This window comes from Hyphomonas sp. ske169 (assembly GCF_056850855.1).
Map to the genome: position 1 here is coordinate 2,560,837 of NZ_CP096146.1, position 22,408 is coordinate 2,583,244.

Annotated in this window: 24 protein-coding genes; 15 read left to right on the top strand and 9 right to left on the bottom strand. The window is 56.8% G+C overall.

All coding sequences use genetic code 11. From position 1 onward, the window contains the following. The first annotated feature begins 7 nt into the window (after positions 1–7). The 4 genes from MY069_RS12370 to MY069_RS12385 are packed head-to-tail and all read left to right on the top strand — an operon-like array spanning position 8 to position 2,456. Positions 8–220 (top strand): hypothetical protein, encoded by a 213-nt coding sequence (locus MY069_RS12370; RefSeq protein WP_482794094.1) that lies wholly within the window; start codon positions 8–10, stop codon positions 218–220. Between the two features lies 1 nt (position 221). Beyond that, positions 222–437, top strand: a complete 216-nt coding sequence (locus tag MY069_RS12375; RefSeq protein ID WP_482794095.1) for a hypothetical protein — start codon at positions 222–224, stop codon at positions 435–437. Beyond that, positions 430–873 carry a hypothetical protein gene (locus MY069_RS12380; RefSeq protein ID WP_482794096.1) on the top strand — a complete coding sequence of 148 codons (444 nt, stop codon included), beginning with the start codon at positions 430–432 and terminating at the stop codon, positions 871–873. Before MY069_RS12375 ends, MY069_RS12380 begins: the two co-directional genes overlap by 8 nt. 2 nt (positions 874–875) lie before the next feature. Beyond that, positions 876–2,456: a GMC oxidoreductase gene (locus tag MY069_RS12385; RefSeq protein ID WP_482794097.1), complete on the top strand. Its 1,581-nt coding sequence runs from the start codon at positions 876–878 to the stop codon at positions 2,454–2,456. Between the two features lie 25 nt (positions 2,457–2,481). Here MY069_RS12385 and MY069_RS12390 read toward each other — a convergent pair whose 3' ends face one another. Further along, complete coding sequence (locus tag MY069_RS12390) at positions 2,482–3,372, bottom strand: phytanoyl-CoA dioxygenase family protein (RefSeq protein ID WP_482794098.1); 891 nt, start codon at positions 3,370–3,372, stop codon at positions 2,482–2,484. 142 nt (positions 3,373–3,514) lie between these two features. Between MY069_RS12390 and MY069_RS12395 the strand changes: the two genes are divergently transcribed. Both MY069_RS12395 and MY069_RS12400 read left to right on the top strand, forming a co-directional pair. Further along, complete coding sequence (locus MY069_RS12395) at positions 3,515–4,234, top strand: Coq4 family protein (protein ID WP_482794099.1); 720 nt, start codon at positions 3,515–3,517, stop codon at positions 4,232–4,234. Positions 4,235–4,243: 9 nt separating this feature from the next. Beyond that, complete coding sequence (locus MY069_RS12400; RefSeq protein ID WP_482794100.1) at positions 4,244–4,855, top strand: TetR/AcrR family transcriptional regulator; 612 nt, start codon at positions 4,244–4,246, stop codon at positions 4,853–4,855. Here the strand turns inward: MY069_RS12400 and MY069_RS12405 are convergent. The 5 genes from MY069_RS12405 to MY069_RS12425 all read right to left on the bottom strand — a co-directional run bounded on the left by MY069_RS12405 (position 4,852) and on the right by MY069_RS12425 (position 7,338). Continuing rightward, positions 4,852–5,328, bottom strand: coding sequence for a PaaI family thioesterase (locus MY069_RS12405; RefSeq protein WP_482794101.1), 477 nt, complete (start codon positions 5,326–5,328; stop codon positions 4,852–4,854). The genes MY069_RS12400 and MY069_RS12405 overlap by 4 nt on opposite strands. After that, positions 5,325–5,723, bottom strand: coding sequence for a Rid family hydrolase (locus MY069_RS12410; RefSeq protein ID WP_482794102.1), 399 nt, complete (start codon positions 5,721–5,723; stop codon positions 5,325–5,327). Before MY069_RS12410 ends, MY069_RS12405 begins: the two co-directional genes overlap by 4 nt. A 1-nt stretch (position 5,724) precedes the next feature. Continuing rightward, a complete protein-coding gene (locus tag MY069_RS12415; RefSeq protein WP_482794103.1) occupies positions 5,725–6,492 on the bottom strand; it encodes an SDR family oxidoreductase in 768 nt (255 codons plus the stop codon). Positions 6,493–6,568: 76 nt separating this feature from the next. Beyond that, positions 6,569–6,916 (bottom strand): DUF423 domain-containing protein, encoded by a 348-nt coding sequence (locus MY069_RS12420; protein WP_482794104.1) that lies wholly within the window; start codon positions 6,914–6,916, stop codon positions 6,569–6,571. Then, positions 6,913–7,338: a PaaI family thioesterase gene (locus MY069_RS12425; RefSeq protein WP_482794105.1), complete on the bottom strand. Its 426-nt coding sequence runs from the start codon at positions 7,336–7,338 to the stop codon at positions 6,913–6,915. The genes MY069_RS12420 and MY069_RS12425 overlap by 4 nt, the downstream gene beginning before the upstream one ends. 100 nt (positions 7,339–7,438) lie before the next feature. Between MY069_RS12425 and MY069_RS12430 the strand changes: the two genes are divergently transcribed. The 3 genes from MY069_RS12430 to MY069_RS12440 are packed head-to-tail and all read left to right on the top strand — an operon-like array spanning position 7,439 to position 9,994. Next, entirely contained in the window at positions 7,439–8,536 is a 1,098-nt protein-coding gene (locus MY069_RS12430) for an Rv3169 family protein (protein ID WP_482794106.1), read from the top strand. Next, entirely contained in the window at positions 8,529–9,575 is a 1,047-nt protein-coding gene (locus tag MY069_RS12435) for a phosphotransferase family protein (protein WP_482794107.1), read from the top strand. Before MY069_RS12430 ends, MY069_RS12435 begins: the two co-directional genes overlap by 8 nt. Then, entirely contained in the window at positions 9,572–9,994 is a 423-nt protein-coding gene (locus MY069_RS12440) for an SAE2 C-terminal domain-containing protein (RefSeq protein ID WP_482794108.1), read from the top strand. Before MY069_RS12435 ends, MY069_RS12440 begins: the two co-directional genes overlap by 4 nt. A gap of 301 nt (positions 9,995–10,295) precedes the next feature. Here MY069_RS12440 and dgcA read toward each other — a convergent pair whose 3' ends face one another. Next, on the bottom strand, positions 10,296–11,273 hold the full coding sequence (gene dgcA, locus MY069_RS12445; RefSeq protein ID WP_482794109.1) for an N-acetyl-D-Glu racemase DgcA: 978 nt from the start codon (positions 11,271–11,273) through the stop codon (positions 10,296–10,298). An 80-nt stretch (positions 11,274–11,353) separates the two neighbouring features. Here dgcA and MY069_RS12450 point away from each other — a divergent pair, with 80 nt between their 5' ends. From MY069_RS12450 to MY069_RS12465, 4 genes are read left to right on the top strand one after another with little or no spacing between them, the layout of a single operon-like run. Next, on the top strand, positions 11,354–12,508 hold the full coding sequence (locus tag MY069_RS12450) for an MlaE family ABC transporter permease (protein ID WP_482794110.1): 1,155 nt from the start codon (positions 11,354–11,356) through the stop codon (positions 12,506–12,508). Continuing rightward, the gene (locus MY069_RS12455; RefSeq protein WP_482794111.1) at positions 12,505–13,272 is read left to right on the top strand and encodes an ABC transporter ATP-binding protein; all 768 of its coding nucleotides are present in this window, start codon (positions 12,505–12,507) and stop codon (positions 13,270–13,272) included. The genes MY069_RS12450 and MY069_RS12455 overlap by 4 nt, the downstream gene beginning before the upstream one ends. Beyond that, complete coding sequence (locus MY069_RS12460; RefSeq protein ID WP_482794112.1) at positions 13,272–14,228, top strand: MlaD family protein; 957 nt, start codon at positions 13,272–13,274, stop codon at positions 14,226–14,228. The genes MY069_RS12455 and MY069_RS12460 overlap by 1 nt, the downstream gene beginning before the upstream one ends. Positions 14,229–14,233: 5 nt before the next feature. Further along, a complete protein-coding gene (locus tag MY069_RS12465) occupies positions 14,234–14,818 on the top strand; it encodes an ABC-type transport auxiliary lipoprotein family protein (RefSeq protein WP_482794113.1) in 585 nt (194 codons plus the stop codon). On the opposite strand, the gene MY069_RS12470 is transcribed toward MY069_RS12465, so the two are convergent. Together MY069_RS12470 and pepN are read right to left on the bottom strand one after the other, a co-directional pair. Next, positions 14,815–17,115, bottom strand: a complete 2,301-nt coding sequence (locus tag MY069_RS12470; protein WP_482794114.1) for a PAS domain-containing sensor histidine kinase — start codon at positions 17,113–17,115, stop codon at positions 14,815–14,817. The genes MY069_RS12465 and MY069_RS12470 overlap by 4 nt on opposite strands. Positions 17,116–17,234: 119 nt before the next feature. Beyond that, positions 17,235–19,799, bottom strand: coding sequence for an aminopeptidase N (gene pepN / locus MY069_RS12475; protein ID WP_482794115.1), 2,565 nt, complete (start codon positions 19,797–19,799; stop codon positions 17,235–17,237). 190 nt (positions 19,800–19,989) lie between these two features. Between pepN and MY069_RS12480 the strand changes: the two genes are divergently transcribed. Further along, positions 19,990–21,105, top strand: a complete 1,116-nt coding sequence (locus MY069_RS12480; RefSeq protein WP_482794116.1) for an acyl-CoA dehydrogenase family protein — start codon at positions 19,990–19,992, stop codon at positions 21,103–21,105. 15 nt (positions 21,106–21,120) lie between these two features. After that, complete coding sequence (locus MY069_RS12485) at positions 21,121–22,323, top strand: acyl-CoA dehydrogenase family protein (protein WP_482794117.1); 1,203 nt, start codon at positions 21,121–21,123, stop codon at positions 22,321–22,323. Positions 22,324–22,408 lie beyond the last annotated feature (85 nt).

Below are 22,408 nucleotides of genomic sequence, written 5' to 3' on the forward strand. Positions count from 1 at the left end.
GGCGGCGATGCTTGATCTAATTGTATTTATCCTCGTCTTGCATGGCATCACACTGGCCATATCAAGTATTTTGAATGTGCCCGGCTATGTTCTGCTCTGTAAGCGACATGGGCTGTCTCCAATTATCGCAGCGATCGGAGCGGTTCCCGCGATTGGTCATGGACTCTTTTTCCATGTCCTGTCGAAGAAGAAACTGAACAGCTTGAGCGGAGATCGATAGAATGAGTATCGATGTATTCCGCCTGCTGATCATCTTAAGCTACGTCGCATTTCTCGTTTGGACGGTCAGATCTATCCAGCGCTACCTCCGCGCTGACGAACAATTGCATCCATCGCTTTGGGTGACTTTGCTGATCCCGCCCGTGAACTTGGTCTATACCTATACGCTGCTGTTTTTGGATATGCGCCGGGTCTTTCGGAGGGCGCCGCATGAGTGATGCTCGCAAATCCGCAATGTTAGATTCATCGCGGCGGCAATTGCTGGGCGTGATGGGATCGGGCGCTGCCTTTGTTGGAGTCAGCGGTGTTCGGCAAGCCTCAGCTTCTGAACCTGTTCGCTTTGTCACTGTGTCCGAAAAAATCATTCAACAGCTTGAGCATATTTTGCAGAGGAATTGGGCCGGTGAAGTTCTGCCCGTCAGGATCTCGCGCGATCAGCTCAACGATACAGCGCTGCAACACATTCATGATCATTTACAAAATGTCCTCAGGGATGAGACCTATAGTGAGGTCCTTCAGGCGCAAATTGAAGACGAAATTCATGCTGGCGACTTGGTATTGGCCGGTGATTGGCTGCTCTCTCCGACGGAACGCGATATTTGCGGCATGTTACTGATTCTCAAGCGCGATACTCCCGAAACAGGGATGTTGTAATCGTGCTGATTGACTTTATCGATGCCGAAGCGCCGCAAGAATACTCCGCGGATGTCGCAATCGCTGGATCGGGCCCGGCGGGATTGTCGCTCGCATTTCGACTTGCCGACGCAGGTTACTCCGTCCTCGTTTTAGAGGCTGGAGGCGCAACCTTCGAACAAGACTCCCAAGACCTTTATGATGGCGAGCTCTTGGGTCGCGACTATTCACTGACCGGCACAAGGCTGCGCCAATTCGGTGGGACGAGTGGACACTGGAATGGGCAGACTGACGCTCTGCGCCCGTACGATCTCGTCGGAAAACCATGGCTACCGCAGGATATCGGTTGGGGCATTTCGTTTGACGATCTGGACCCTTATCACGCCCAGGCGCACGAGTTCTTGGAACTGGGCTCAGGTGATCGAGCGGTGATTACCCAAGCCACGCGAAACGGCGTGGGTGCGCGCGGCGATGAAGCGTTCGGATACAATCGAGCCTGGAAGTATCGTAGTCGCGACGGGCTTCGATTTGCGCTGAGATTGGCGGAGCGCGACTTAGCAGTGATCGAACAGCATGAGCGCATCGACTGTTTGTTGCACGCCAATGTAATTGGCTTTGAGCGATCGGAACCGGGCGACCACGTCACCCGTCTTAAGTTTCGTACCCTCTCTGGAAAGGAAGGCACGGCCAGTGCTCGATTGTTCGTATTGGCGTGTGGAGGGTTAGAAAATCCGCGTCTGCTCTTAAATATGATTGACGAAGGTCCGCTGGGCGATCCTTCTGCGAGTGCTCATTTGGGGAAGTATTTCCAAGAGCATCCCAATTGTATGATTGGTACGATCGCCGCCACCAAAACCGGTTCAGACTATATTGATCCTGCGATCACTTATACCGAGGATGAAAGCGGCGCTGGCGAAAGTCTCTGGAAGCCCTATTTGAATATTTCTCCAGAGGCACAGGAACGCGAGCAGATTGGCGCTGGATATTTTCGATTCTACGAGCCGACATTGCGCCAAGCCTCGGGGATAGAGCCGCCGCCACGATCCTTAGCTGGCAAAGCCATCTGGGCCGCGAGAAACATTGATGAGCTTGCCTACAGTTTCATTCCGAAAAGTCTGCGATCGGATGCAAACGTGTTTCGACTCATTCGTTTCTATTCAGAATTTGAGCAGACGCCGTCGGTCGATAATTTCGTTAGCCTCGGCGCCGAGCGAGATAGGTTGGGGCTTCGTAAGCTTCGGTTTAACTGGAAGATTGGAGCACGCGAGGTTCAAACGGTTCTTGGGGTCGCTAAGGAGTTTGCTCGGTTTTTGGCGAAAGAGCAGTTTGGCCGATTAGCCTTGGACAGCTGGCTGACGGGCAGCGTCGAGGAGGCCATTCAAGATATTGGTTGGGGATATGCGGCGCATCATATCGGAACCACGCGATTGGCGACCAGCGCCGCGCAAGGCGTCGTTGATACTGATTTGAAATATTTCGGGGTCGATAATCTTTATGTGGCCGGGTCGTCCGTGTTTCCGTCATCCGGGTTCGCAAATCCCACACTGACATTAACGGCGCTGAGTTATCGGCTCGCGGATCACATGATCGCGCGTCTGCAGTAGAGCGCGCGGCGCGAACTACGAAACCTTATTTCGCGCCATCCTTCGCTCGCGCTGAGACTTTTTCATACATTTCGTCGCCCCAGGATGCGACTTTGCCGTTGAAGAGGAAGTCTGGTGGGACGACTTCTGGGCCCTTGCCGGGTGGCAGGGGCGGGGTGAAATATCCGAGAGCATAAGAGCCCATCGCATAGCCGAGCATGGCTTGCAGCTCGGGATCGAAGTCTTTGGCGATTTCTGGCGGGCAAGACAGGTATTGGTTCTCTTCCTGACGGAGCCATCCAAGCGCGTAAGTGATGTTCAGGCCAATTCGGTCCCCATTGGATTCATTGGCGCCGCCGCTATGGACGACCGAGCCTGAATAGACCAGCACAGACCCGGCTTCCATTTCGGCATACTCAACCTCGTCGCGGACTGGTTGGCGGTCTGCGTCCCAGCGATTGGATCCGGGAATGACATTGGTGGCACCATTCTCTTTGGTGAAGTCTGTAATCGCCCAGATCGTATTGAATTGCGGCTCCAAAGTCGGCAGCAAATAGCCGCCCCAAGCCAATCGATCGCGATGCAGCGGCTGCACGGGCTGGCCTGGCTGAATGCGGATGAACTGCGTCAGGTGGAGCTGGATCGTCTCGCAATAGGGTTTGAGGAAGGTCTTCGCGCCATTCACGATGGTTTTGTTCATGACTGCGTCGCGGCAGGCCGCTGAGCGCGCAACGAGCGCGCCAGTGCGTGTGGTCTTGCGTCCGGTGAAGTCATCCCGGCCTGTCTCAGTCGCCTCGATATAAGGCAGGCACTCGGCTTTTAATTGGGTGAGCGCATCGGCTGACATAGCGCCTTCGAGAATGCAGGCGCCATCTGTTTTGAGCGCGTCTGCCAGGGCTTCCGGCGCGGTATCCGCGGGTAGATATTTGAGCGGCATAAGCCATCCTCCTCGGTTCTCTCTCCTCAGCAAACGCTGAGACCGGGAGCGAGTCCAGTTGAGCGACCGAAAAATAATTAAATGAACATGTTCACAAAACTAAAACCCTGTGCTACATAGACGACAAATGAGGAGGAATTCCATGTCCAATCCCGTGTTTGAAAAGCCGCCCATCGTCGATCGTGACTTCGTCAAAAAGTTCATGGTCTCTGTCGACCGCCCGCTCGATTATGGGGTTTATTTCTTGTTCCACGACTGGTGGGAAGGCGCGACGACCGAAGCCATCGATGTTTATATGGAAGAGTTGCACGACATTCCTGGCGCCACAGAGTTTCTTAAAGAGCGCTATATTGCCGAACCGCTGACGATTGAAGGGCTCCGTCATTATGGGCCCGGCACACTCGGAGCTGCGTATCGCGACTTTGTTGAAGAGAACAATCTGATCGAGAATTTTGGCCGTGATTATCGCGCCTTCCAGAAACAGCTAGAATCAACCGGAAAGCTCGACCGGATGCCAGCCGATATGGCCTATATGATGGTGCGCGGGACGCAGATCCATGACTTCATGCATGTGCTGACCGGCTATGGCGCGACCATTCCTGGCGAGCTGGCGCTGGCGTCTTATTATCTCTCACAGATCCGTTTTCCGTATCACGCGATCCGCTTGGCCGTGACCATGGCGCATACCGCGCTGGTGGCCCCCAAAGGGGTCGTGCCGTCTATGGATGCGTTTGTCGACGGTTGGTATTATGGGCGCAACTCGAACAATATCAATTTCGAGAAATGGGAAGAGCGGATGGCTGAGCCGCTGGCCAATCTGCAAGTCGAAATGAACTTGCGTCAAATCGCGAAAGCCGCCTAAACCGCCTATATGGCAAGACCTAAGGCAAGTCCGGAACAGCGTGCGCAAGTGCGGCGGTCGATTCAACAGGCCGCCGCTGAGCTTTACCGGCGCGAGGGTTTGTCGGCGATATCGGCGCGGGCCGTAGCAACCAAAGCTGGTGTGTCGGTGGGGACGATCTATTCCTATTTCGGCGATCTAACCGGCCTGATGCAATCGCTGTGGACGGGGCGGATTGCACAGCTGGACGATGAGTTTCGAGCACTCGCCGCGAAGCATTCAGATCCTGTGGCGCGGATTGAAGCGCTGCTACGCGCCTATCTCGAGTTCGGGATCAATCAAGCCGTCTTATATCGCAACGCGCTGATGTTTGTTCGGCCCACTGCGCTGGAGACGCCTGACAAACAGCCCTTGAGCAATTTTGCTTTTCCAACGCTGATGAAAGCCGCGATCGAAGAAGGACAGGCAACAGGCGCGCTCATCCACGGTGATCCTGACACACTGGTCCAAGTGCTTTGGTCAGCGGTTCACGGCACGCTTGCCTTGCCGGTGAACATGGACCGACTGGAATTGAAGAATGCGAGAGATATGACCGGTCATATGATCGAATCGATCATGCAAATGGTGACAAAACGCTCCTAGCGTAGCTTATTGCCTTCCAATTCCGCCCGTGTGCGGATCGCTTTGGCGGCGCTGATGCGGACGAGGTGACGTCCTTTTTCATCGCGCCAGTCGGCTTCCACAAAACCCGTCGTACGCCCACGTGAGACCAGCCGACCTTCAATCGTGATGAGGCCGTTCGGCACGGGCCGGAAGATCCGGGTCTGCAGCTCTGTCGTGGTGAACCATTCGCCGTCTTCCAGGGCTGAGGCCATGCACATGGAGACGATATGGTCGCTAAAGCCGGCGATCCAACCGCCAAAGACGCGGCCATCCGAGATGTCGCGATCTCCGCTGTTGGGCCATTCATAGCGGACATAGCCGTAGCGCACGTCTTTTAGCCAATCCTCGGGACGAATGCCGAGATTCTCTATCCCAGCAGGCTTGTCCCAGCCGCCGCTGCGCAGCCGATCGAAGAAAACCTGCTGATCTCTTGAAAGGTCTGTTCGCGTCATGCCGGGATATAGGCCCGCGCTTTGAGCTCAACAAAGCCGAGCGGATTGAACAAGGACGAAACCCCAATCAGCGTGTAGCAAGAGAAAAACGGCCCTGGCATCCATTTCGCTTTGGCGCGAAAAATCGGTGCCATATGTTTCTCAAAATCGACGTGATAGCCCGTGATGTCGACCACGTCGGCCATGCTTCCACCGGCCTCGCGCAGGATCATGTCGATTTCAGCAAAGGCCTCATCGGCGCCGCGAAAATAAGCCTCTTCCGTGGCGTCTTCACCCTCTTTTAGGGCTGCGATAACACCGGAGCAAAACACCATGTCTCCCGCGCGTACAGCGGGCGCAAATTGCATTTGCTCTGTGCGCTCTTTGAGGCTGTCGGGAACAATCATTTTTGGCATGCTAGACGACCGTCTGGCCACCATCGACCACCATCATTTGCCCAGTCATGAAACTGCCCGCGTCAGACGCCAAGTAAACAGCTGCCCCCGCAATCTCGATTGGCTCACCAATGCGGCGCAGAGGGGTGGTCGAAGTGGCGCGCTTCAGCGTGTCTGGGTTTTCCCACAGGGCGCGCGCAAAGTCCGTTTTGATCAGGCCAGGCGCAATCGCGTTCACGCGAACATTATCTGGGCCATACTCGCCGGCCAGATTGCGGACGAGCTGGAAATCAGCCGCTTTGGAGATGTTGTAAGCGCCAATCACAGGAGAGGCGCGCAGGCCGCCAATTGAGCTCACAATGATGATCGCGCCATCTTTGCGCTCGCGCATTTGCGGGGCGCACATCTGAACCAGCCAGTGATTTGAGATAATATTGTTAGAGAGGATCTTCTCAAACGCATCGTCTGAAATGCCTTCCATGGGGCCGTAATACGGGTTGGACGCGGCGTTGCAGACCACGATGTCGACTTTGCCAAAGGCCTCATTGGTCGCGTCGACCATGGCTTGGAGCTGATCTTTCTCAGAAATGTTGGCTGGGATCGCAATCGCGGTGCCCTCGCCATATTGATCATTCAAAGCGCCAGCGACTTCTTGGCAGGGGCCAGGCTTGCGCGAGCTGATCGTCACTTTGGCGCCGGCCGCTGCAAACTGCTCGGCAATGGCTTTACCGATGCCGCGTGAGGATCCGGTGATGATGGCTGATTTTCCTGAAAGATCGAACAAGCTCATTGAAGCGCTCCCTTTTAACTTGTGTGCTGCGGCGGTGATACGCGGCGGGCTGGTGTAAGAAAAGGGTTTCGCGAGGTCAGGTTTTCCAGGCCACCCAAGCGATCATCGCCCAGCCTGCCAGCATTCCAAGACCGCCAATCGGTGTGATCGCGCCGAACCAGCGCGGTGCGCCGAATGCCATAGCATAAAGCGTCGCCGCAAAGAGCACAGCGCCGGCCAGCAAAACTGCCGCTGCGCCCCCAAACTTTTCTGCATCGCCCGCTGAAAGCGCCGTGGCTAGCGCGGCATGAACGAGCAAGTAGAGCGTCGCGGTTTCCCACCAGCCTGATGCTTTCTCTGTCATTGTGTCACCGAGCGCATGCGCGCCAAACGCGCCGAAGGCGACCGCGAGAAATCCGGCTAAGGCACCGAGCAGTGTAATCATGACGGGTCCTCTAGCGGGATCGAATAATTGACGACGGCCTGGCTCGACAGCTTGTCGCTACCTTCAGCGCGGATATCGACACTGACCACGGCGAGCGTTTTGCCAAGTTTCAAAAGGGTGCCTTCGGCGATCACCGCGTCGCCGATACACGGGCGCATGAAATTGATGTTCAAATTGCTGGTCAAAGCCATCGGCGTGATCCCAATCCGCGTGAAGATTGCGATATAAGCTGCACTGTCAGCCACAGCCATTTGCGTCGGGCCATTGATATAGCCGCCGGGCCGAATATTGCCCTGATCAACTGGTTGTCGGATCCGCGCATAATTTTCCCGAACTTCAAGCACGCGTTCCTGTTCGCCCGATCCTTTGAACACGGCGTCATAGAAGGCGTTCACCTCCTGAGTGGTCACGACAGATCCCATGTTCTCCCTCCGATAGGCATTGACGCCTGCTTGGCTTGGGGGCCAACTTATATCTCCAAACTGATCCGAAAAGAGATCACGCCACGGGAGGAGTGAAACCGTGCTCACCAAAGGTGACGAATACCCGATTCATCAAACCCCCGAACCCATTGCGTTTTCAGGGTCTGACCGTAACTTTTATGACCGCTTTTTCTTCAATGGCTATTCGGCTGATGGGTCGGTCTTCTTTGCCGCGGCGTTCGGCGTGTATCCGCATTTGAACGTTATGGATGGAGCGGTTTCTATCCTCAAAGACGGCGTGCAGAAATCGATCCATGTCTCGCGTCTCTTGGGTATGGAGCGGATGGACACCAAGGTTGGCCCGCTGCAAGTACAAGTGATCGAGGAGCTCAAGCAGATCCGGCTGACGCTCGAAGAGACAGAAGGCATCGCGCTTGATGTAACCTTCACTGGGCGGCATTTTCCAATCGAAGAACCGCGCTTCACCTATCGCCAAGGCCCGCGCATGTTGATCGATTGCACCCGGATGACCCAGAACGGCCATTGGCAAGGCAAGCTTAGCGTTGATGGCGACGCAGTGGAGGTCAAAGACTTCCTCGGCACACGCGATCGCAGCTGGGGCGTGCGTCCAATCGGAGAGCGTGATCCGCAACCGGTTTTACCGATGCAGCTGCCGCAATTCTATTGGCTGTGGGCGCCGATCAATTTCCCCAATCTTTCGCTCTATTTTCATGTCAATGAAGATGCGTCGGGCGGCGCTTGGAACACGCGTTCGGTCCTCGCAATGGACGGCGCTGATCGCGATGGCCTTTTGCATCTCAACCGGCCGAAAATGGATGTATCGTGGCACGCAGGCACCCGCCGTGCTGCAGGTGCGACGTTGCATGTAGAAGATGGCCAGGGGCGTCCGCATGAAGTGACCTATGAGCCGCTGTCCACGTTCATGATGAAAGGCATTGGCTATGGTCATCCGAGCATGGGGCATGGCTCTTATCGCGGTGACCTCGCCGTGACCCGCGAAGACCTGACGCCGGATAATCTGCCCTGGCAGCAACCAGATAATCTGCACATCCAAGCGATCGTAAAAGCGACCCATAAAGGACCAGATGGTCAGTCCAGCGAAGGCATTGGGATCTTAGAGCAATTGGCGCTTGGTCCGCATGCGCCAAGCGGTTGGAAGGATACGCTCGATGCTTGAGGCGGAACTCGCAACCAAGTTTGCGGCTTATGCGGAAGCGCGCCTTCCGGGCGCCAAGAATGCGCGCGTCGATAGTATCAACCGGATCCATGGTGGGGCCAGCCGACAAACTTATTCGATTGATCTGACATATGAGGACGCGACGGGGCCAAAAACCAAAGGGCTCATCCTGCGCCGCGACCCGCCGGACAGTTTGATCGATACTGAGCGCCGGGTCGAGTTTGCGGCGATCAAGAGTGCTTATGGCCAGCGCGATTTGCCGGTGCCGGAAGCGCTGTTTCTTGAAACAGAAAATGATGCACTCGGCGCGCCCTTTTTCGTCATGGGGCGGATTGAAGGCGGGGATCCCGTCAACCCGTTCAAAATAGATGATATCGAGCCGCACCGCGCCACGATTGGCGAACAGTTCTTTCGGCATCTCGGATCGATCGCCGCATTGCCGGTTGAGGGCTCTGCCTTGGCCGACGAGATCGAGACGCCGGAACTGGACGCGTGCTGGCGGCGCGAGCTTGACTATTGGGCGAATGAAATCCGCACCAATGCGAAAGACCCGCAGCCGGTCGCAGAAGCCGCTATTCGACACTTGGAACGCAATCCGCCGCCGCCCGCGCAACGGCTCTCGATCGTCCATGGCGACTACCGGACCGGCAATTTCCTGCAGGATGGCGCAGGTTATTTGACCGCGATCTTGGACTGGGAAATGGCGCATATTGGCGATCCGTATGAAGACCTCGCTTGGGCGACGGACTTGCTCTGGTGCGGCAATGATCAGGAACGCGCCGCGGGCTTTATTCCGTGGCCGGACGCGATTGCGATTTGGCAAGAAGCCTCGGGCTGCCAGTTTGATCCGGCGGCGTTTGAATGGTGGTCTCTGTTTGCGCATGTCAAAGCGCTTGGCATTTGGGTGACCTCGGAAAAAGCCTTCGCGAATGGCGAGAATGATGACCCGATCTTGGCGTGGTCGGGCTGGTTCACCCATGCAGCGCACGAGTTGATGTTGGCGATGCGGCTGGGGCCGAAATATGGAGCAGGCGGATGAGCGATATTGGCATGATCCTCGATCGGATCGGACGCAAACTCGTCACCGAAGTCGCGCCAAAATTGGAAGGCGACTATTCCGGCGGGCATGCGGCGATGAGCGGCTTGATGGCCGTGATGGCGGGCGAAGCCTGGGACGGCGCGGCGGACCGACTGGTCAATGAAATTGCCGGAATGCGCGGTCTGTTTGCCCTCGCTGGAAAAGAAGTCGCGGTGCCGAAAAGCGCGAGTTTCAAAGTCGCAGATCTGACTGAAGAACGAAACGCGCTTGCTGGTTATTTGACGGCCCTGCAAATGTCTCTCGAGAATCGCGAGGATGACGAAGCGAAAGATCTGAACGCGAAAATCTGGTTGCATCTGATGGCCACCGCAATGGCCCGCATGCCCAGCCCGCCTGACTTTCCGGATGGGGATGAATAGGTCGCTTTCCGCCGATACCTGCGCACGCAGGTATCCATGGACCAAAAAACGACCTCAACGCTGTGAGGCTAAGATCTGTCCCTGGACCCCAGCCTCCGCTGGCGTCTGCGGCTCATTTCTTCCTCCAAATACCCAAACGCCCTCAGCCTATGGAAACCTCCGTTCGAGCACCGCGTTCCTGACGAAAGTCAGGATCTACGGCGGCTGAGCCCGGCCTCAAAGGCCTTAGCCAGCCGCCATGGGTGCCAGCTTGCGCTGGCAGAGCGGGAACGGGGCGCAGGCGGTTATCTAATGTTTGTTCCTAGCCCCACAATTCCCGGCTCGGCGGTGAGACCATGCCATCATTGTAGCGGAGCTTATGAGCGACATCTTTTTCGAGCCAAAGCGGGCCATCCAGATCAATGAGGTCAGCGACTTGGCCAAGCAAAATCGCAGGCGCCATGCTGAGCGAGCCGGCGACCATGCAGCCGACCATTGTGCCCATGCCGCAGCGTTTGGCTTCTTTCATAATCCGCAGCCCCTCAGTGAGGCCGCCGGCTTTGTCGAGCTTGATATTTACCGCGTCATATTTCTTGGCGAGGCCCTGGATATCGGCGCGGGTATGCATGCTTTCATCCGCGCAAATCGCGACATGGCCAGGGCGCCTGGTCAGTGCGCCATCTTGATCGGCGGGAAAGGGCTGTTCGATCAGGACCACGCCGAGATTGGCCGCTTTCGCAGCCAGGCTCGGAAACGCGGCGGGGTCGAGGCCTTCATTGCCGTCGAGCACGAGTTTCGCGTCCGGTCGGGCCCGCCGCACCGCTTCGACGCGGATAAGGTCATCCGGCCCGCCGAGCTTGAGCTTTAGAATTTTCGCATTGGTTGCTTTCGCCGCCTCCGCCATCGCTTCGGGTGTGTCCAAGCTGATCGTCATTGTGGTCGGCAGGGGTTTCGGTTCGGGCAGGCCAGCAAGCTCCCAAACCGGCGTGCCGGTGAGCTTGGACTCGAGATCCCACAGCGCGCAATCGGCAGCACATTTGGCAGCGCCTGCGGGGAGGCGGCGTTGCAAGTCTTGGCGGGTCAGGCCGTCTTGAATATCGCTTTCAATGCCAGAGAGTTGCGCGACCACGCTGACCCGGCTTTCTTTGTAGCGGGCATAAGGCACGCATTCGCCGCGGCCGATATGTTCGCCCTCTTTGATCTCGACGAGCACGGTTTCGGCCGTCGTCTTTGATCCGCGAGAGATTGCAAACGCTGCTTTAAGCGGCGAAGACTGAGGGGTGATGGTCATCTGGCGCATGGATGAAGTCTTTGCCGGAATGGTAAAATTTGAATGACGCTTTGCGGGCTGTCTTAAACGCTGGTGGGTTAAGGTAAATAGTGTCGAAATCGAACGATCCGTCTTTTTCGCCCTCGTTTGAGTATATTGGGGGCGCACGCCCGCGGCTGGTGCTGCGGGGCGTTTGGACGGTTATGGCCTTAGGCGGGCTGGATGAAAAGCTCCGCGATCTGGGTGAAACCCATGGCCATGACGCGCTGGCTGAGGTGGATTTAAGTGCGCTGGAAAGTATGGACACGGCTGGCGCCTATCTCGCAGACCGCACCTTGCGCGCGTTCGCGCCATCGACGCCAGAGATTACAGGCGCGCAGCCAGAAGCCTTGGATCTGCTTGGCCAGGCGCGCACGCTGGCAACCCAAGAAGAACACGCGCCGCCGGTTCGCGAAGACGGGCATGGCTTCGTCGACTTGCTTGAGCGGACGGGCCGAAACGCTGAGCATTTATGGCAAGAAGCGCTGGAAACCCTGTCATTCTTAGGCGGGACCATCGTAGCGATCGCCTCGGCGGTCTGGCGCCCCACCAAAATGCGGTGGACGGCTTTGGTGTCGGTCATGGAAGATGCCGGCCTCGATGCAGTGCCGATCATTGCCTTTTTGAGTTTCTTTGTCGGCATGGTGGTCGCCTTTATCGGTGCGACGACGCTGTCGCAATTTGGGGCCACGATCTTTGTGGTCGAACTGGTCGGCTTTGGCGTGTTGCGCGAGCTGGGCGGGGTCTTGGCCGCGATTATCATTGCTGGGCGCACCAATTCGGCCTTCACCGCGCAAATCGGCGCGATGAAAATGCGCCAAGAGATCGATGCAATGCAGACTTTGGGGCTCGATCCGATGCAGGTCATCGTCGCGCCGCGTGTGTTGGCCATGATGATTATGGTGCCGGTGCTGACCTTTATCGGCATGCTGACCGCGATTGCTGGCGGTATGGCGGTGGGTTGGCTGGTGCTCGATATCAATCCGACCGTGTTCTTCAACCGGCTGCAAGACAATGTGCCGATTGATCAATTCTGGATCGGCATGTCGAAAGCGCCGGTGTTTGGGCTTGCCATTGCTCTGATTGGGTGCCGGCAGGGCTTGGAAGTTGGCGGTAGCGTTCAATCGCTCGGCCATCACACCACAAAATCAGTGGTCCAGGCGCTGTTTGCGATCATTGTCATCGATGCGCTGTTCGCCATCTTCTATATGGAGATGGGTCTGTGACCGAGCTCGCGATCAAAGTGCGCGGTCTGAAAACCGCTTATGGCACACATGTCGTGCATGAGCATCTCGATATGGATATGCGGAAAGGCGAAGTCCTGGGCGTGATCGGCCCATCTGGGACCGGTAAATCTGTCCTGCTTCGCGCCATAGTTGGATTGAAAGAGCCGTCAGAAGGCGATGTCCACGTGTTCGGTGAGGATGTGATCCATCTACAATCGGCCGATCATGCGGCGCTGCAACGCCTCTGGGGGATTATGTTCCAGGACGGGGCGCTGTTTTCCAATCTGACCGTTCGTGAAAACGTTATGGTGCCGATGAAAGAGCACACCGACCTGCCGCTGGCTTTGATGAAAGAACTTGCCGATCAGAAGATCCGGATGTCAGGGCTGGAAACCTGGGCGGGGCGCAAATACCCATCAGATCTGTCGGGCGGAATGCGGAAACGCGCCGCCTTGGCGCGAGCTTTAGCGCTCGATCCGCCGCTGCTTTTCCTCGATGAACCGACCGCGGGTCTTGATCCAATCACTGCTGCTGGCTTTGATCAATTGATCCGAGATTTGCAGAAATCCCTAGGCCTAACGGTGTTTTTGGTGACACATGACGTAGATACACTTGCGGTCACCTGTGATCGGATCGCGGTGCTTGGGGAAAAGCGCATTCTCGCAACTGGCACGATGGATGAATTGAGACGTAATCCCCATCCGTGGATTCAGGATTATTTTGGGGGACCGAGAGGTCGCGGCGCAATTATGGGAGCCGGATGATGGAAACACGTGCGAATTACGCGCTAATCGGCGCTTTTGTCTTAATGGCAGCGGCCGCTGTGATCGGGTTCGCGCTGTGGCTCGGTTCCTCGCAGTTTAATCGAGACTACGCGATCTATGATGTTGTATTCCCCGGCCCCGTCTCGCTCGAAGAGGGTGCATCGGTTCGCTATATCGGGATCAAAGTGGGCGAGGTCGAAACGGTACGGATCGATCGCCGCGATGCGTCTATGGTTCGGGCACGCCTGCGCGTCGATAAGACCACACCGGTCAAATCTGACTCCACCGCGATCATCGATTTTGCGGGCATAACGGGCGTCACTTTTGTTCAGATCAATGCGGGCAGCGATGATGCCGGACCGCTCTTGCCCGCGCCATACGAGGATATCGCGGTGATCGACGCGGGCGAAACTCCGTTGACGGCTTTGTTCAATGGCGGTGCCGAAATTGTAGGCCAAGCTGGAATGACCATTGATCAGTTAAGCAATTTGCTGACCGAGGAGAACATCACCGCCATGGGTGAAATCCTCACCAATGTTCGAGATATCACGGCAACCCTGTCGGAAGATGACAACGCCTTGCTGGCCCAAAGCATCCAAACCCTGGCGTCTCTGGAGCGCGCCGGCGACAATCTCACCGTCGCATCGCAAGATATCACGTCGGTTGCCAGTTCACTGGATCAAGAATTGATCAGCTTAAACGCTGACTTGAAAGCGCTTGTGAGCGAACTGAACGGCGCGACAGGGGATGCCAGCGCGATGCTGACCGAGAGCCGCAAAGCGGTTGAAGCGGCCACGCTGCTGGTCGAAGGCGGCGCCTCTGATACGGTTCAGCAAACCAGTCTAGCCGCCCAAGAGTTGCGACTGCTGATCTCGCGATTGGATCGGCTCACCCGCGATATTGAACAAAACCCGCAAGGCTTGGTGATCGGTGATCCCTTGCCATATGAGGAGTGACGCTAATGAACCTGAAGCCTGTCATCATTGGTGTTGCTTTTAGCCTATCGGTCGCTTGCGTCTCGGTCCTGCCTGAGCCCACTGCGCCAGACGCCCTTTATAGTATCGACGCTGAAACTGCTTATGCGGGATTGGCGCAGGACCTAATCGTTCGCGAACCTGAAGCGCCGCGGCTGATTAGCGGACAAAACATCATCAGCGAAGGCGAGGATGGCGGCTTACGTGTCGTGCCGCGGGTCGAGTGGTCTGGGCCAGCGACCCGTCAGCTGCAATTGGCGATGCTGAACAGTTTTAAATTGGGTGAGCCGGGCAATGCCGTGTTGCCAGAGCTTGGTATTCTGCCGCGCTTTGAGATGGCAACCGAATTGACGGACCTCAAACTGCAGGGCGAAACCGCGATTTGCGAGATGGCGGTAAGCCTCATCGCGACCCGGGACCGAACGCTGCTTGAGCGGAAGCAAATCATTGCGCGCGCGCAGGCGACGAGTGGGGAGCCGAGCGATCGTGCCTTGGCGCTGAAAGCAGCGGCGACCGATTGCGCGGCGCAGGCAGCTCAGTTTGCAATTTCTGGGATCGAAGACCCGTCTTAAGCAACTGAAGGCTCGGCGTCTGAACGGGCTTGGCTGATCGGTAAATAAAAGCTGACTTGCGTGCCGCGGCCAGGTTTGCTGGCAATCGTCAGGCGGCCGCCATGCATTTCCGCGAAGGATTTTGTCAGCGCCAAGCCAAGACCTGTGCCATCAAAATTGCGGTCGCGCGTATCGCTGACCTGTTCAAACGGTTGCGCGAGCCGAGGTAGGGCGTCGGCCGGAATGCCGATACCATTGTCACGGACCGATACGCGCAGCTCATCGCCTTTTTGATCCACGGTCACCCGTACCTCGCCGCCCGGGTCGGTGAATTTGAGCGCGTTCGAAACCAGGTTCAGGATCATCTGGCGAATGGCGCGATGGTCGGCTTCGACCAGGGGCAGGCCAGGATTGGCCACCATTTGCAGGCTGATATTCTTGTCTTCTGCCTTACGCCGGATCATCCGGATCGCTGCATCGACAGGGTCGACAATATCAATCGATTGCAGATCGACGGTCATCTTGCCCGCTTCGATTTTCGCCATGTCGAGAATGTCGGTGATCATCTCGAGAAGATGTTTGCCAGAATCTAGAATGTCTTTTGCGTAAGTCTTGTAGCGCTCGTCGCCGAGCGGGCCGTACATCTCGTCGACCAAGATTTCCGAGAAGCCATTAATCGCATTGAGCGGCGTGCGAAGTTCATGGCTCATATTGGCCAGGAACGCATTCTTAGAATTGGAAGAGCGTTCGGCATTGATCTTTTCTTCTTCGAGCTTGCGGGTCAGCTCTGCGGTCATGGTCTCAGAACGTTCCAGTTCGGCGACGAGATTGCGCAAGCGCGCGTGTTGTTTGGTCAGCTCGACCTCGTTGCGCATATCGCTAGAGACATCCATCCCGATCGTGATCATACCGCCCGAGGGAACGGTGCGCTCTATGATTTTGTACCATGCGCCGTCACGGGTTTTGATGATGTCCGCAGGGTCGTTGGCCTCACTCGGGCGCCGGTCAATGACGTTCGCGGCCTGGGCCAACATGATCGTCTCATATCCCATGCCGGCGCGGACCGTCGGCTCAAGGCCAAACACCCGCTGGAAGGCGCGGTTCCAATAGATCAGGCGCTTGCGGCCGTCCCAAAGCGCGAATGGCCCAGAATAGCCTTCGAGGGCGCTCTTGAGGCGGTTTTCGGCTTGCCGCGTTCGGGCGAGGGCGCGCTTGGTCTCCGTGACATCATGTAGGATCCCATTGAGGGCGCCGCTGGTCTCATCAGGTTGCGCGCGCAGATCGAGCCATATGGATTGATCTGGCGTCGTGAAGACTTGTTGGACGAAGCCGCGTTCCGACAGGCCCTCCAAGGCTTGCTCGACGGCGTCGGCATGGTCCTGGTGCACAAATCGGAGGAATTCGCGTCTGGAAAGCTGCAACTCGCCGTCGGCGCCGAGCAATTTGCTCGCCTCTTCGCTAAATTGATAAGTTGCGGTCTTCTCGTCCCAGGACCAGAAGCCGGCTTTAGATTGATGTAGGACTGTCTTGAGGATGCGCCCCGCGCGGGTGGCTTCGCCTTCGAATGCTTCTGAGACAAGCCGGTTTTGTTCGAACAAGCGAAATAGGCCCAAAATTGCTAGCGACGGGCCAAGCAGCAGCAGCGCATAGACCAAAAGATCAATCATCGCTGACTGAGACATCACGGAAAATGGGCGCGTAATACAGACCGACAGCGCATTGCTCGAGATCGGTGAGCACGCTCGAACCTGGCTGGACGACATCAATTCTGCGCCGCTCCGCCGGTCGTTGAAAATGCGAGCGGTGCGCCCCCCATCTGGGGTTGGTAACAGGTTTGCGACCGGGGTGATCGCCAGCCTGGAGCTGCCAGAGTCGGGATCATAGACCACGATCAGATCATCATTGGTTGAGAGACCGGCTTGCTGTCCGGTGGCTAAGAGTTCGCTTGCCCGTTCGCCATTGACGCGCAAGCGACTACCGGTTGGCGCGGTCAGAGCATCGGCCAGGGTCGCGACCGTTTCTATCTCGGGATAGGCGCGTTGAATTTGGCTTGAGGACCAGCCAGCTTGATAGCCCATTTGCAGGGTCTGAGCGACAGTCTCGATCTTGCCAGATAGATGTTCGGAAAAGGCCAGCGCTTCGCGATGCGTTTCGGCTTGTGTGCCCGCGCGCAATTTCTGTGTGTCATCAAACGCTTTCAAGCCGAGCGCCACACCTTGAATAAGGATAATCAATCCGAGCGCAGTCGTCAGGTTCAAGCTTGGACGCTTGCGCATCCGCTTAGCGGATTTTTGGTTTTCGCCCTTCCGCCGCGCCACGGCCGGTTCCTTTCCGCTCGCACCTATTGAGGCACGTTTTCATCCCTTAAGCTTTCGTTACGGTTCAGAAAGTTCAGGTTTGGTTAACCAATGGCACGATTCTGGGATTCGGCAGCAGATTAGCTCAGTGTGCGGTTGATAATGTCAGTCGCATTCTTAGACAGATCGCCAGCTTGCAAGGCTTTTAGCGTGCGTTCGGCCGCCGATTTTGCCTTTGGTTCAAGCGACCGCCACTGTTCAAACGCGGTGAGCAAACGGGCGGCCAAAGCTGGGTTTTTCGGGTCCGCCGCTTTGATGATGTCAGCTACAAGATCGTAACCAGATCCGTCAGCCGCGTGGAACTCGGCGAGGTTTTGCATCGCAAACACTGCAATGACAGACCGCACTCGGTTCGGGTTTCCGAGATCGAATTTTGGATGTTTGATCAAAGTCGCAATGTCCGCCACGGCGCCCGTGCTGGCTTGGACGGCAAACCATTTGTCCATCACCAGCTCATTGCTGGCCCATTTGGTTTCAAACGCGCTCAAGGCCGTTTGTTTGCTTTCGCCAGCTGCGACACAGAGCGCGCGCAGCGTTGAGAGGCTCTCGGTCATGTTTCCAGCCGCATCGAACAGCGTCTTCAGTGCGGTGTCTGATGACCCGCCCAGAGCCGCCAGCAAGCCGATAAAAGCGCTGCGCAGGGCGCGGGCGCCGGATTGTTCGGCATCAGGACGGAACGGTTCGGGGCTGGCTTTCGCAAGATAAGTCTCGGCATCTGCGGACAGAGCGGTGGCGAGTGCTTGCTGCACTGTTTTGCGCGCATCTGCGAGCGCGCTCGGATTGGCCGGGGTGTGCTCTTGGAACAGCTCGCCGACATCTGGCAAGCGGGTGAGCAAAGCAGCGAAAGCCGCGTCATCCATATTGGCGCGCACGGCGTCCGCGATGGCGGTGATGATGTGCGTGTCAGGCGCCGTCGCCTGGCCATAGGCGAGCGCGAGAATATCCTTCTTCACCAAGGCCTGTAGGGCATCCCATTGGTTAAACGGATCATTGTCCAAACGGGCCAGCTCGAGACGATGGGCATCATCGATTTGGTGGTCCAGCCGGATCGGCGCGGAGAAGCCGCGATTGAGTGACACATACGGGCGTCCGGTGTCACAGGTGATCCGCCAAACCGTTTCTTCGTTTTCAATCAGCAAAGTGATGTCATCCAGGACTTTGCCGTCGGGGGCGAAAGCCGCTGCGCGCAGCGGCATTGGCAGGGGCGCTGGCGTTTCATTGCCAGGGGTCTTTGGATTGGATTGGGTCAGCATTACCGTGAGCACGTTACGGTCTTCGTCCCAAATCTCGCTCGCGGTGAGGGTTGGGGTCCCGGGTTGGCTGTACCAGCGACGGAAATTTGTCAGATCCTCGCCGCTCGCCTCTTCGAAACAGGCATAGAAATGCTCAATCGTGGTCGCTTCGCCATCATGGCGATCGAAATAGATTTGCATGCCTTTCGCGAAAGCCTCATCGCCGATCAGCGTTTTCAGCATGCGGATCAGCTCAGCGCCTTTTTCATAGACAGTGGCGGTGTAGAGATTGTCGATGCTGGCATAGCTGTCGGGGCGAACTTGGTGCGCGAGCGGGCCGGCATCTTCGGCGAACTGACGCGCGCGCAGGCGGATCACGTCTTTAATGCGTTGGACCGGGCGTGAGCGCATATCGGCGCTGAACTCTTGGTCGCGGAAGACGGTCAGGCCTTCTTTCAGACAGAGCTGGAACCAGTCGCGGCAGGTGATCCGATTGCCGGTCCAATTGTGGAAATATTCGTGGCCGACAATGCTCTCTATCGCTTCAAAATCCGCATCTGTAGCGGTCGCTTCATCGGCAAGCACATAGGCCGAGTTGAAGATATTGAGGCCCTTATTCTCCATCGCACCGAAATTGAAATCGCGCACAGCGACAATGTTAAACACACCGAGATCATATTCGCGGGCAAACACGTCTTCGTCCCATTTCATCGAGGCTTTGAGGCTTTCCATCGCCCAAGCGGCTTGGTCGCCATCGCCCTTGTCGACATGCACAGCAAGCTCCACCGCCGCGCCATTCATGGTGGTGTAGCTGTCGCGATAGACATCATAGTCGCCAGCACAGAGCGCGAAGAGGTAAGATGGCTTGAGGTGGGGATCATCCCATTCGGCAAAGTGGCGCCCGCCTTCAAGGTCTCCGGTGTCGCCGAGCGTCCCGTTTGAAAGCAAGATCGGATAGGCGGCCTTGTCGCCCTCAATCCGCACTTTAAAGCGGCTCATCACGTCCGGACGGTCGGGCCAATAAGTGATCCGACGGAAGCCGATACTCTCACATTGTGAGCAAAACCGGCCACCGGAAATGTAGAGGCCTGAGAGGGCCGTGTTTGCGGATGGATCAATTGTGACCAGGGTTTCAAGCGTGAACGTATCAGGCGCGTCTTTCAGCGTCAGAGTTTCTTCGCTGATCTGATAGACGTCTGCGGCGAGCTCTGCTCCATCAAGCGCAATCGAGTCCAATTTTACTTGCACGCCATCAAGGACAAGGTCACCTGCGCCGAGACGCCGGACTTGCATCTTGGTCCGTACCTTCGTCGCGCCCGGTTCGAGATCGAAATGCATCTCGACCTGATCAATCGCAAACGGATACGGTGCATAGTCTGCGAGTTTGATTTGAACCGGCGTTTCTGTGCGCATGGTGGGCCCTTTCTGGCTGTATCCAACCTCATTTAGCTATCTTGTCGCGGCATGCAATCTTACGTTCCTGTGACCGGGCCGGTTTCGCCCGTTTTCCCCTGGTAGAGCCTACCGTGGCGTCACGGGTTTCCGTGCACGTCAACCGCGCTATTGTTGATGCCATAGAAAGTGACAGGGAGGCCGGTGGGCCATGAATTTTGACTTCTCCGATGATCAAAAATTCCTCGGCAATGAGGCGCGCAAGTTCCTCGACGGGGAATGCACCACGCAGCATGTGCGCGAGGTTCTGAATGATGATGATAAATCGCATCATGATGGGGTTTGGACCAAAGTGAAGGAAATGGGCTGGCTCGGCACAGCGATCCCAGAAGAGCATGGCGGGCTGGGCCTCGGATCGCTTGAACTTTGCGTCCTCGCTGAAGAAATGGGCCGCGCATTGGCGCCGGTTCCCTTCGCGAGCACGGTCTATTTCTTCGCCGAAGGCCTGATGATTGCGGGCAGCGAAACGCAAAAAGGCGCGGTGCTGCCGGGTGTGGCCAGCGGCGATGTCATTGGCTGCTACGCCGCAAGCGAAGGCCCAGGTAACCCAGATGCGTCCAAGCTCTCGGTCACCTTTGACGGCAGCAAAGTGTCGGGCACCAAAATTCCAGTCACAGACGGCGATATCGCAACCCATGCGATTGTTCTGGCCAAAGAAGGCAGCGGCGCCAGCCTGGTGCTCGTCGACCTGAATGGCGACGGCGTCACGCGGACGCCGGTCAAGACCCTCGAGCCAACCCGCAGCCATGCTGAGATCAAGTTTGACGGTGCGGCCGGCGAACGCCTTGGTGAAGCAGGCGCTGGCGCTGAGCTGCATGATGCGATCATGAACCGGGCTGCGGTCTTGCTCGCCTTTGAACAGCTGGGCGGCGCGACGCGCTGTCTCGAAATGGCCACTGAGTATGCCAAAGAGCGTTATGCCTTTGGCCGCCCGATTGGCGGCAATCAGGCGATCAAGCACAAGCTCGCTGACATGTATGTCAAAAACGAAGTCGCACGCTCGAACTGCTATTATGGCGCTTGGGCGCTCTCGACGGATGCCGCAGAGCTGCCAGAGGCCGCGGCGGCCGCGCGTTTAGCGGCCAGTGAAGCCTACTGGTTTGCGTCAAAAGAGAATATCCAAACTCATGGCGGTATGGGTTTTACGTGGGAAGTCGATTGCCACTTGTTCTATCGCAGAGCGAAATTGCTCGCGGTGCAAGCTGGCGCCCCGAAAGTTTGGAAAGAGAAATTGGTCCGCGCGCTCGAATTGAAGAACGCGGCTTAGGAACGGAGAAGACAGATGGATTTCAACGATACAGCTGAAGAAGCCGAATTCCGCGCAGAAGCCCGCAGCTTCCTCGAAAAACACCTCGAACCAAAAGGCGCTAAACCCCTCCGCCAACGCGTCTCGGGCGAAGAGTTCATGAAACAAGCCAAGATCTGGCAAGCGACCAAGGCCAAGGAAGGCTATGCCAAAATCACTTGGCCCAAGGAAATGGGCGGGCGCGGCGGGACGCCGATGCAGCAAGTGATTTGGGGCCAAGAAGAAGGCAAGTTCGATGCGCCCACTGGACCGTTTACGATCGGTCTTGGCATGTGCATCCCCACCGTCATCGCATTTGGCTCTGACGCGCATAAAAAGCGCTACGTCCAGAAGGCGCTCTTGGGTGAAGAAATCTGGTGTCAGCTCTTCTCAGAACCGTCTGCTGGGTCGGATGTGGCGGGCCTCAAAACTCGCGCCGTCAAAGATGGCGATGAATGGGTGATCAATGGTCAGAAAGTCTGGACTTCAGGCGCGCACTATTCTGATTACGGCATCCTGCTCGTCCGCACCGATCCGAAAGCGGCCAAACATAAGGGCCTGACCATGTTCATTGTGGACATGAAGCAGCAGGGCGTCGAAGCCCGCCCAATCCACCAAGCCTCAGGTGGCCGTGAGTTTAACGAGGTCTATTTCACTGATGTTCGCATCCCAGACAGCGACCGGCTCGGTGAAGTTGGCCAAGGCTGGAAAGTTGCGATTGTGACGCTGATGAATGAGCGGCTCGCAGTTGGCGGATCGCCGGGTCCAGATTGGTCTGAGATCATGTCCTACGCCAAGGACGCCGGGACCATGAGCGATGCGGCCTTCCGCGATAATCTCGCCGATTGGTATGTCGCCGCGCAAGGCTATAAGCTGACTAAGCTGCGCACTCAAACGGCACTCTCTAAGGGCCAAACGCCGGGACCTGAAAACTCGATCGGTAAAATCATCACCGCCAATCAGCTGCAGGATATCTGTAACTCAGCAATCGAAATGCAGGATCATTATGGTCTGATGACGGGCGATGAGATGCCCGCCGATGGACTGTTCCAGCAGAGCTTCATGTGGGCACCAGGCCTACGTATTGCGGGCGGCACCGATGAGATTTTGAAGAACATCATTGCAGAGCGTGTGCTTGGCCTGCCGCAAGATGTGCGGGTCGATAAGGACATTCCGTTTGATGAGATGAAGTCGGGTTAATTCCCCACCCTTCATCGAAAAAATTAAGAGCTCCCAGAGTGAATCTGGGAGCTCTTTTCTTTTGGGACTGGTCGCCGCGGGCAGC

What these genes read in the sequence shown, in the direction of transcription:
- MY069_RS12370 (WP_482794094.1), top strand. Translation starts at nt 8, where the DNA reads ATGCTTGATCTAATTGTATTTATCCTCGTCTTGCATGGCATCACACTG.
- MY069_RS12375 (WP_482794095.1), top strand. Translation starts at nt 222, where the DNA reads ATGAGTATCGATGTATTCCGCCTGCTGATCATCTTAAGCTACGTCGCA.
- MY069_RS12380 (WP_482794096.1), top strand. Translation starts at nt 430, where the DNA reads ATGAGTGATGCTCGCAAATCCGCAATGTTAGATTCATCGCGGCGGCAA.
- MY069_RS12390 (WP_482794098.1), bottom strand. Translation starts at nt 3,372, where the DNA reads ATGCCGCTCAAATATCTACCCGCGGATACCGCGCCGGAAGCCCTGGCA.
- MY069_RS12395 (WP_482794099.1), top strand. Translation starts at nt 3,515, where the DNA reads ATGTCCAATCCCGTGTTTGAAAAGCCGCCCATCGTCGATCGTGACTTC.
- MY069_RS12400 (WP_482794100.1), top strand. Translation starts at nt 4,244, where the DNA reads ATGGCAAGACCTAAGGCAAGTCCGGAACAGCGTGCGCAAGTGCGGCGG.
- MY069_RS12405 (WP_482794101.1), bottom strand. Translation starts at nt 5,328, where the DNA reads ATGACGCGAACAGACCTTTCAAGAGATCAGCAGGTTTTCTTCGATCGG.
- MY069_RS12410 (WP_482794102.1), bottom strand. Translation starts at nt 5,723, where the DNA reads ATGCCAAAAATGATTGTTCCCGACAGCCTCAAAGAGCGCACAGAGCAA.
- MY069_RS12415 (WP_482794103.1), bottom strand. Translation starts at nt 6,492, where the DNA reads ATGAGCTTGTTCGATCTTTCAGGAAAATCAGCCATCATCACCGGATCC.
- MY069_RS12420 (WP_482794104.1), bottom strand. Translation starts at nt 6,916, where the DNA reads ATGATTACACTGCTCGGTGCCTTAGCCGGATTTCTCGCGGTCGCCTTC.
- MY069_RS12425 (WP_482794105.1), bottom strand. Translation starts at nt 7,338, where the DNA reads ATGGGATCTGTCGTGACCACTCAGGAGGTGAACGCCTTCTATGACGCC.
- MY069_RS12435 (WP_482794107.1), top strand. Translation starts at nt 8,529, where the DNA reads ATGCTTGAGGCGGAACTCGCAACCAAGTTTGCGGCTTATGCGGAAGCG.
- MY069_RS12440 (WP_482794108.1), top strand. Translation starts at nt 9,572, where the DNA reads ATGAGCGATATTGGCATGATCCTCGATCGGATCGGACGCAAACTCGTC.
- dgcA (WP_482794109.1), bottom strand. Translation starts at nt 11,273, where the DNA reads ATGCGCCAGATGACCATCACCCCTCAGTCTTCGCCGCTTAAAGCAGCG.
- MY069_RS12460 (WP_482794112.1), top strand. Translation starts at nt 13,272, where the DNA reads ATGGAAACACGTGCGAATTACGCGCTAATCGGCGCTTTTGTCTTAATG.
- MY069_RS12465 (WP_482794113.1), top strand. Translation starts at nt 14,234, where the DNA reads ATGAACCTGAAGCCTGTCATCATTGGTGTTGCTTTTAGCCTATCGGTC.
- pepN (WP_482794115.1), bottom strand. Translation starts at nt 19,799, where the DNA reads ATGCGCACAGAAACGCCGGTTCAAATCAAACTCGCAGACTATGCACCG.
- MY069_RS12480 (WP_482794116.1), top strand. Translation starts at nt 19,990, where the DNA reads ATGAATTTTGACTTCTCCGATGATCAAAAATTCCTCGGCAATGAGGCG.
- MY069_RS12485 (WP_482794117.1), top strand. Translation starts at nt 21,121, where the DNA reads ATGGATTTCAACGATACAGCTGAAGAAGCCGAATTCCGCGCAGAAGCC.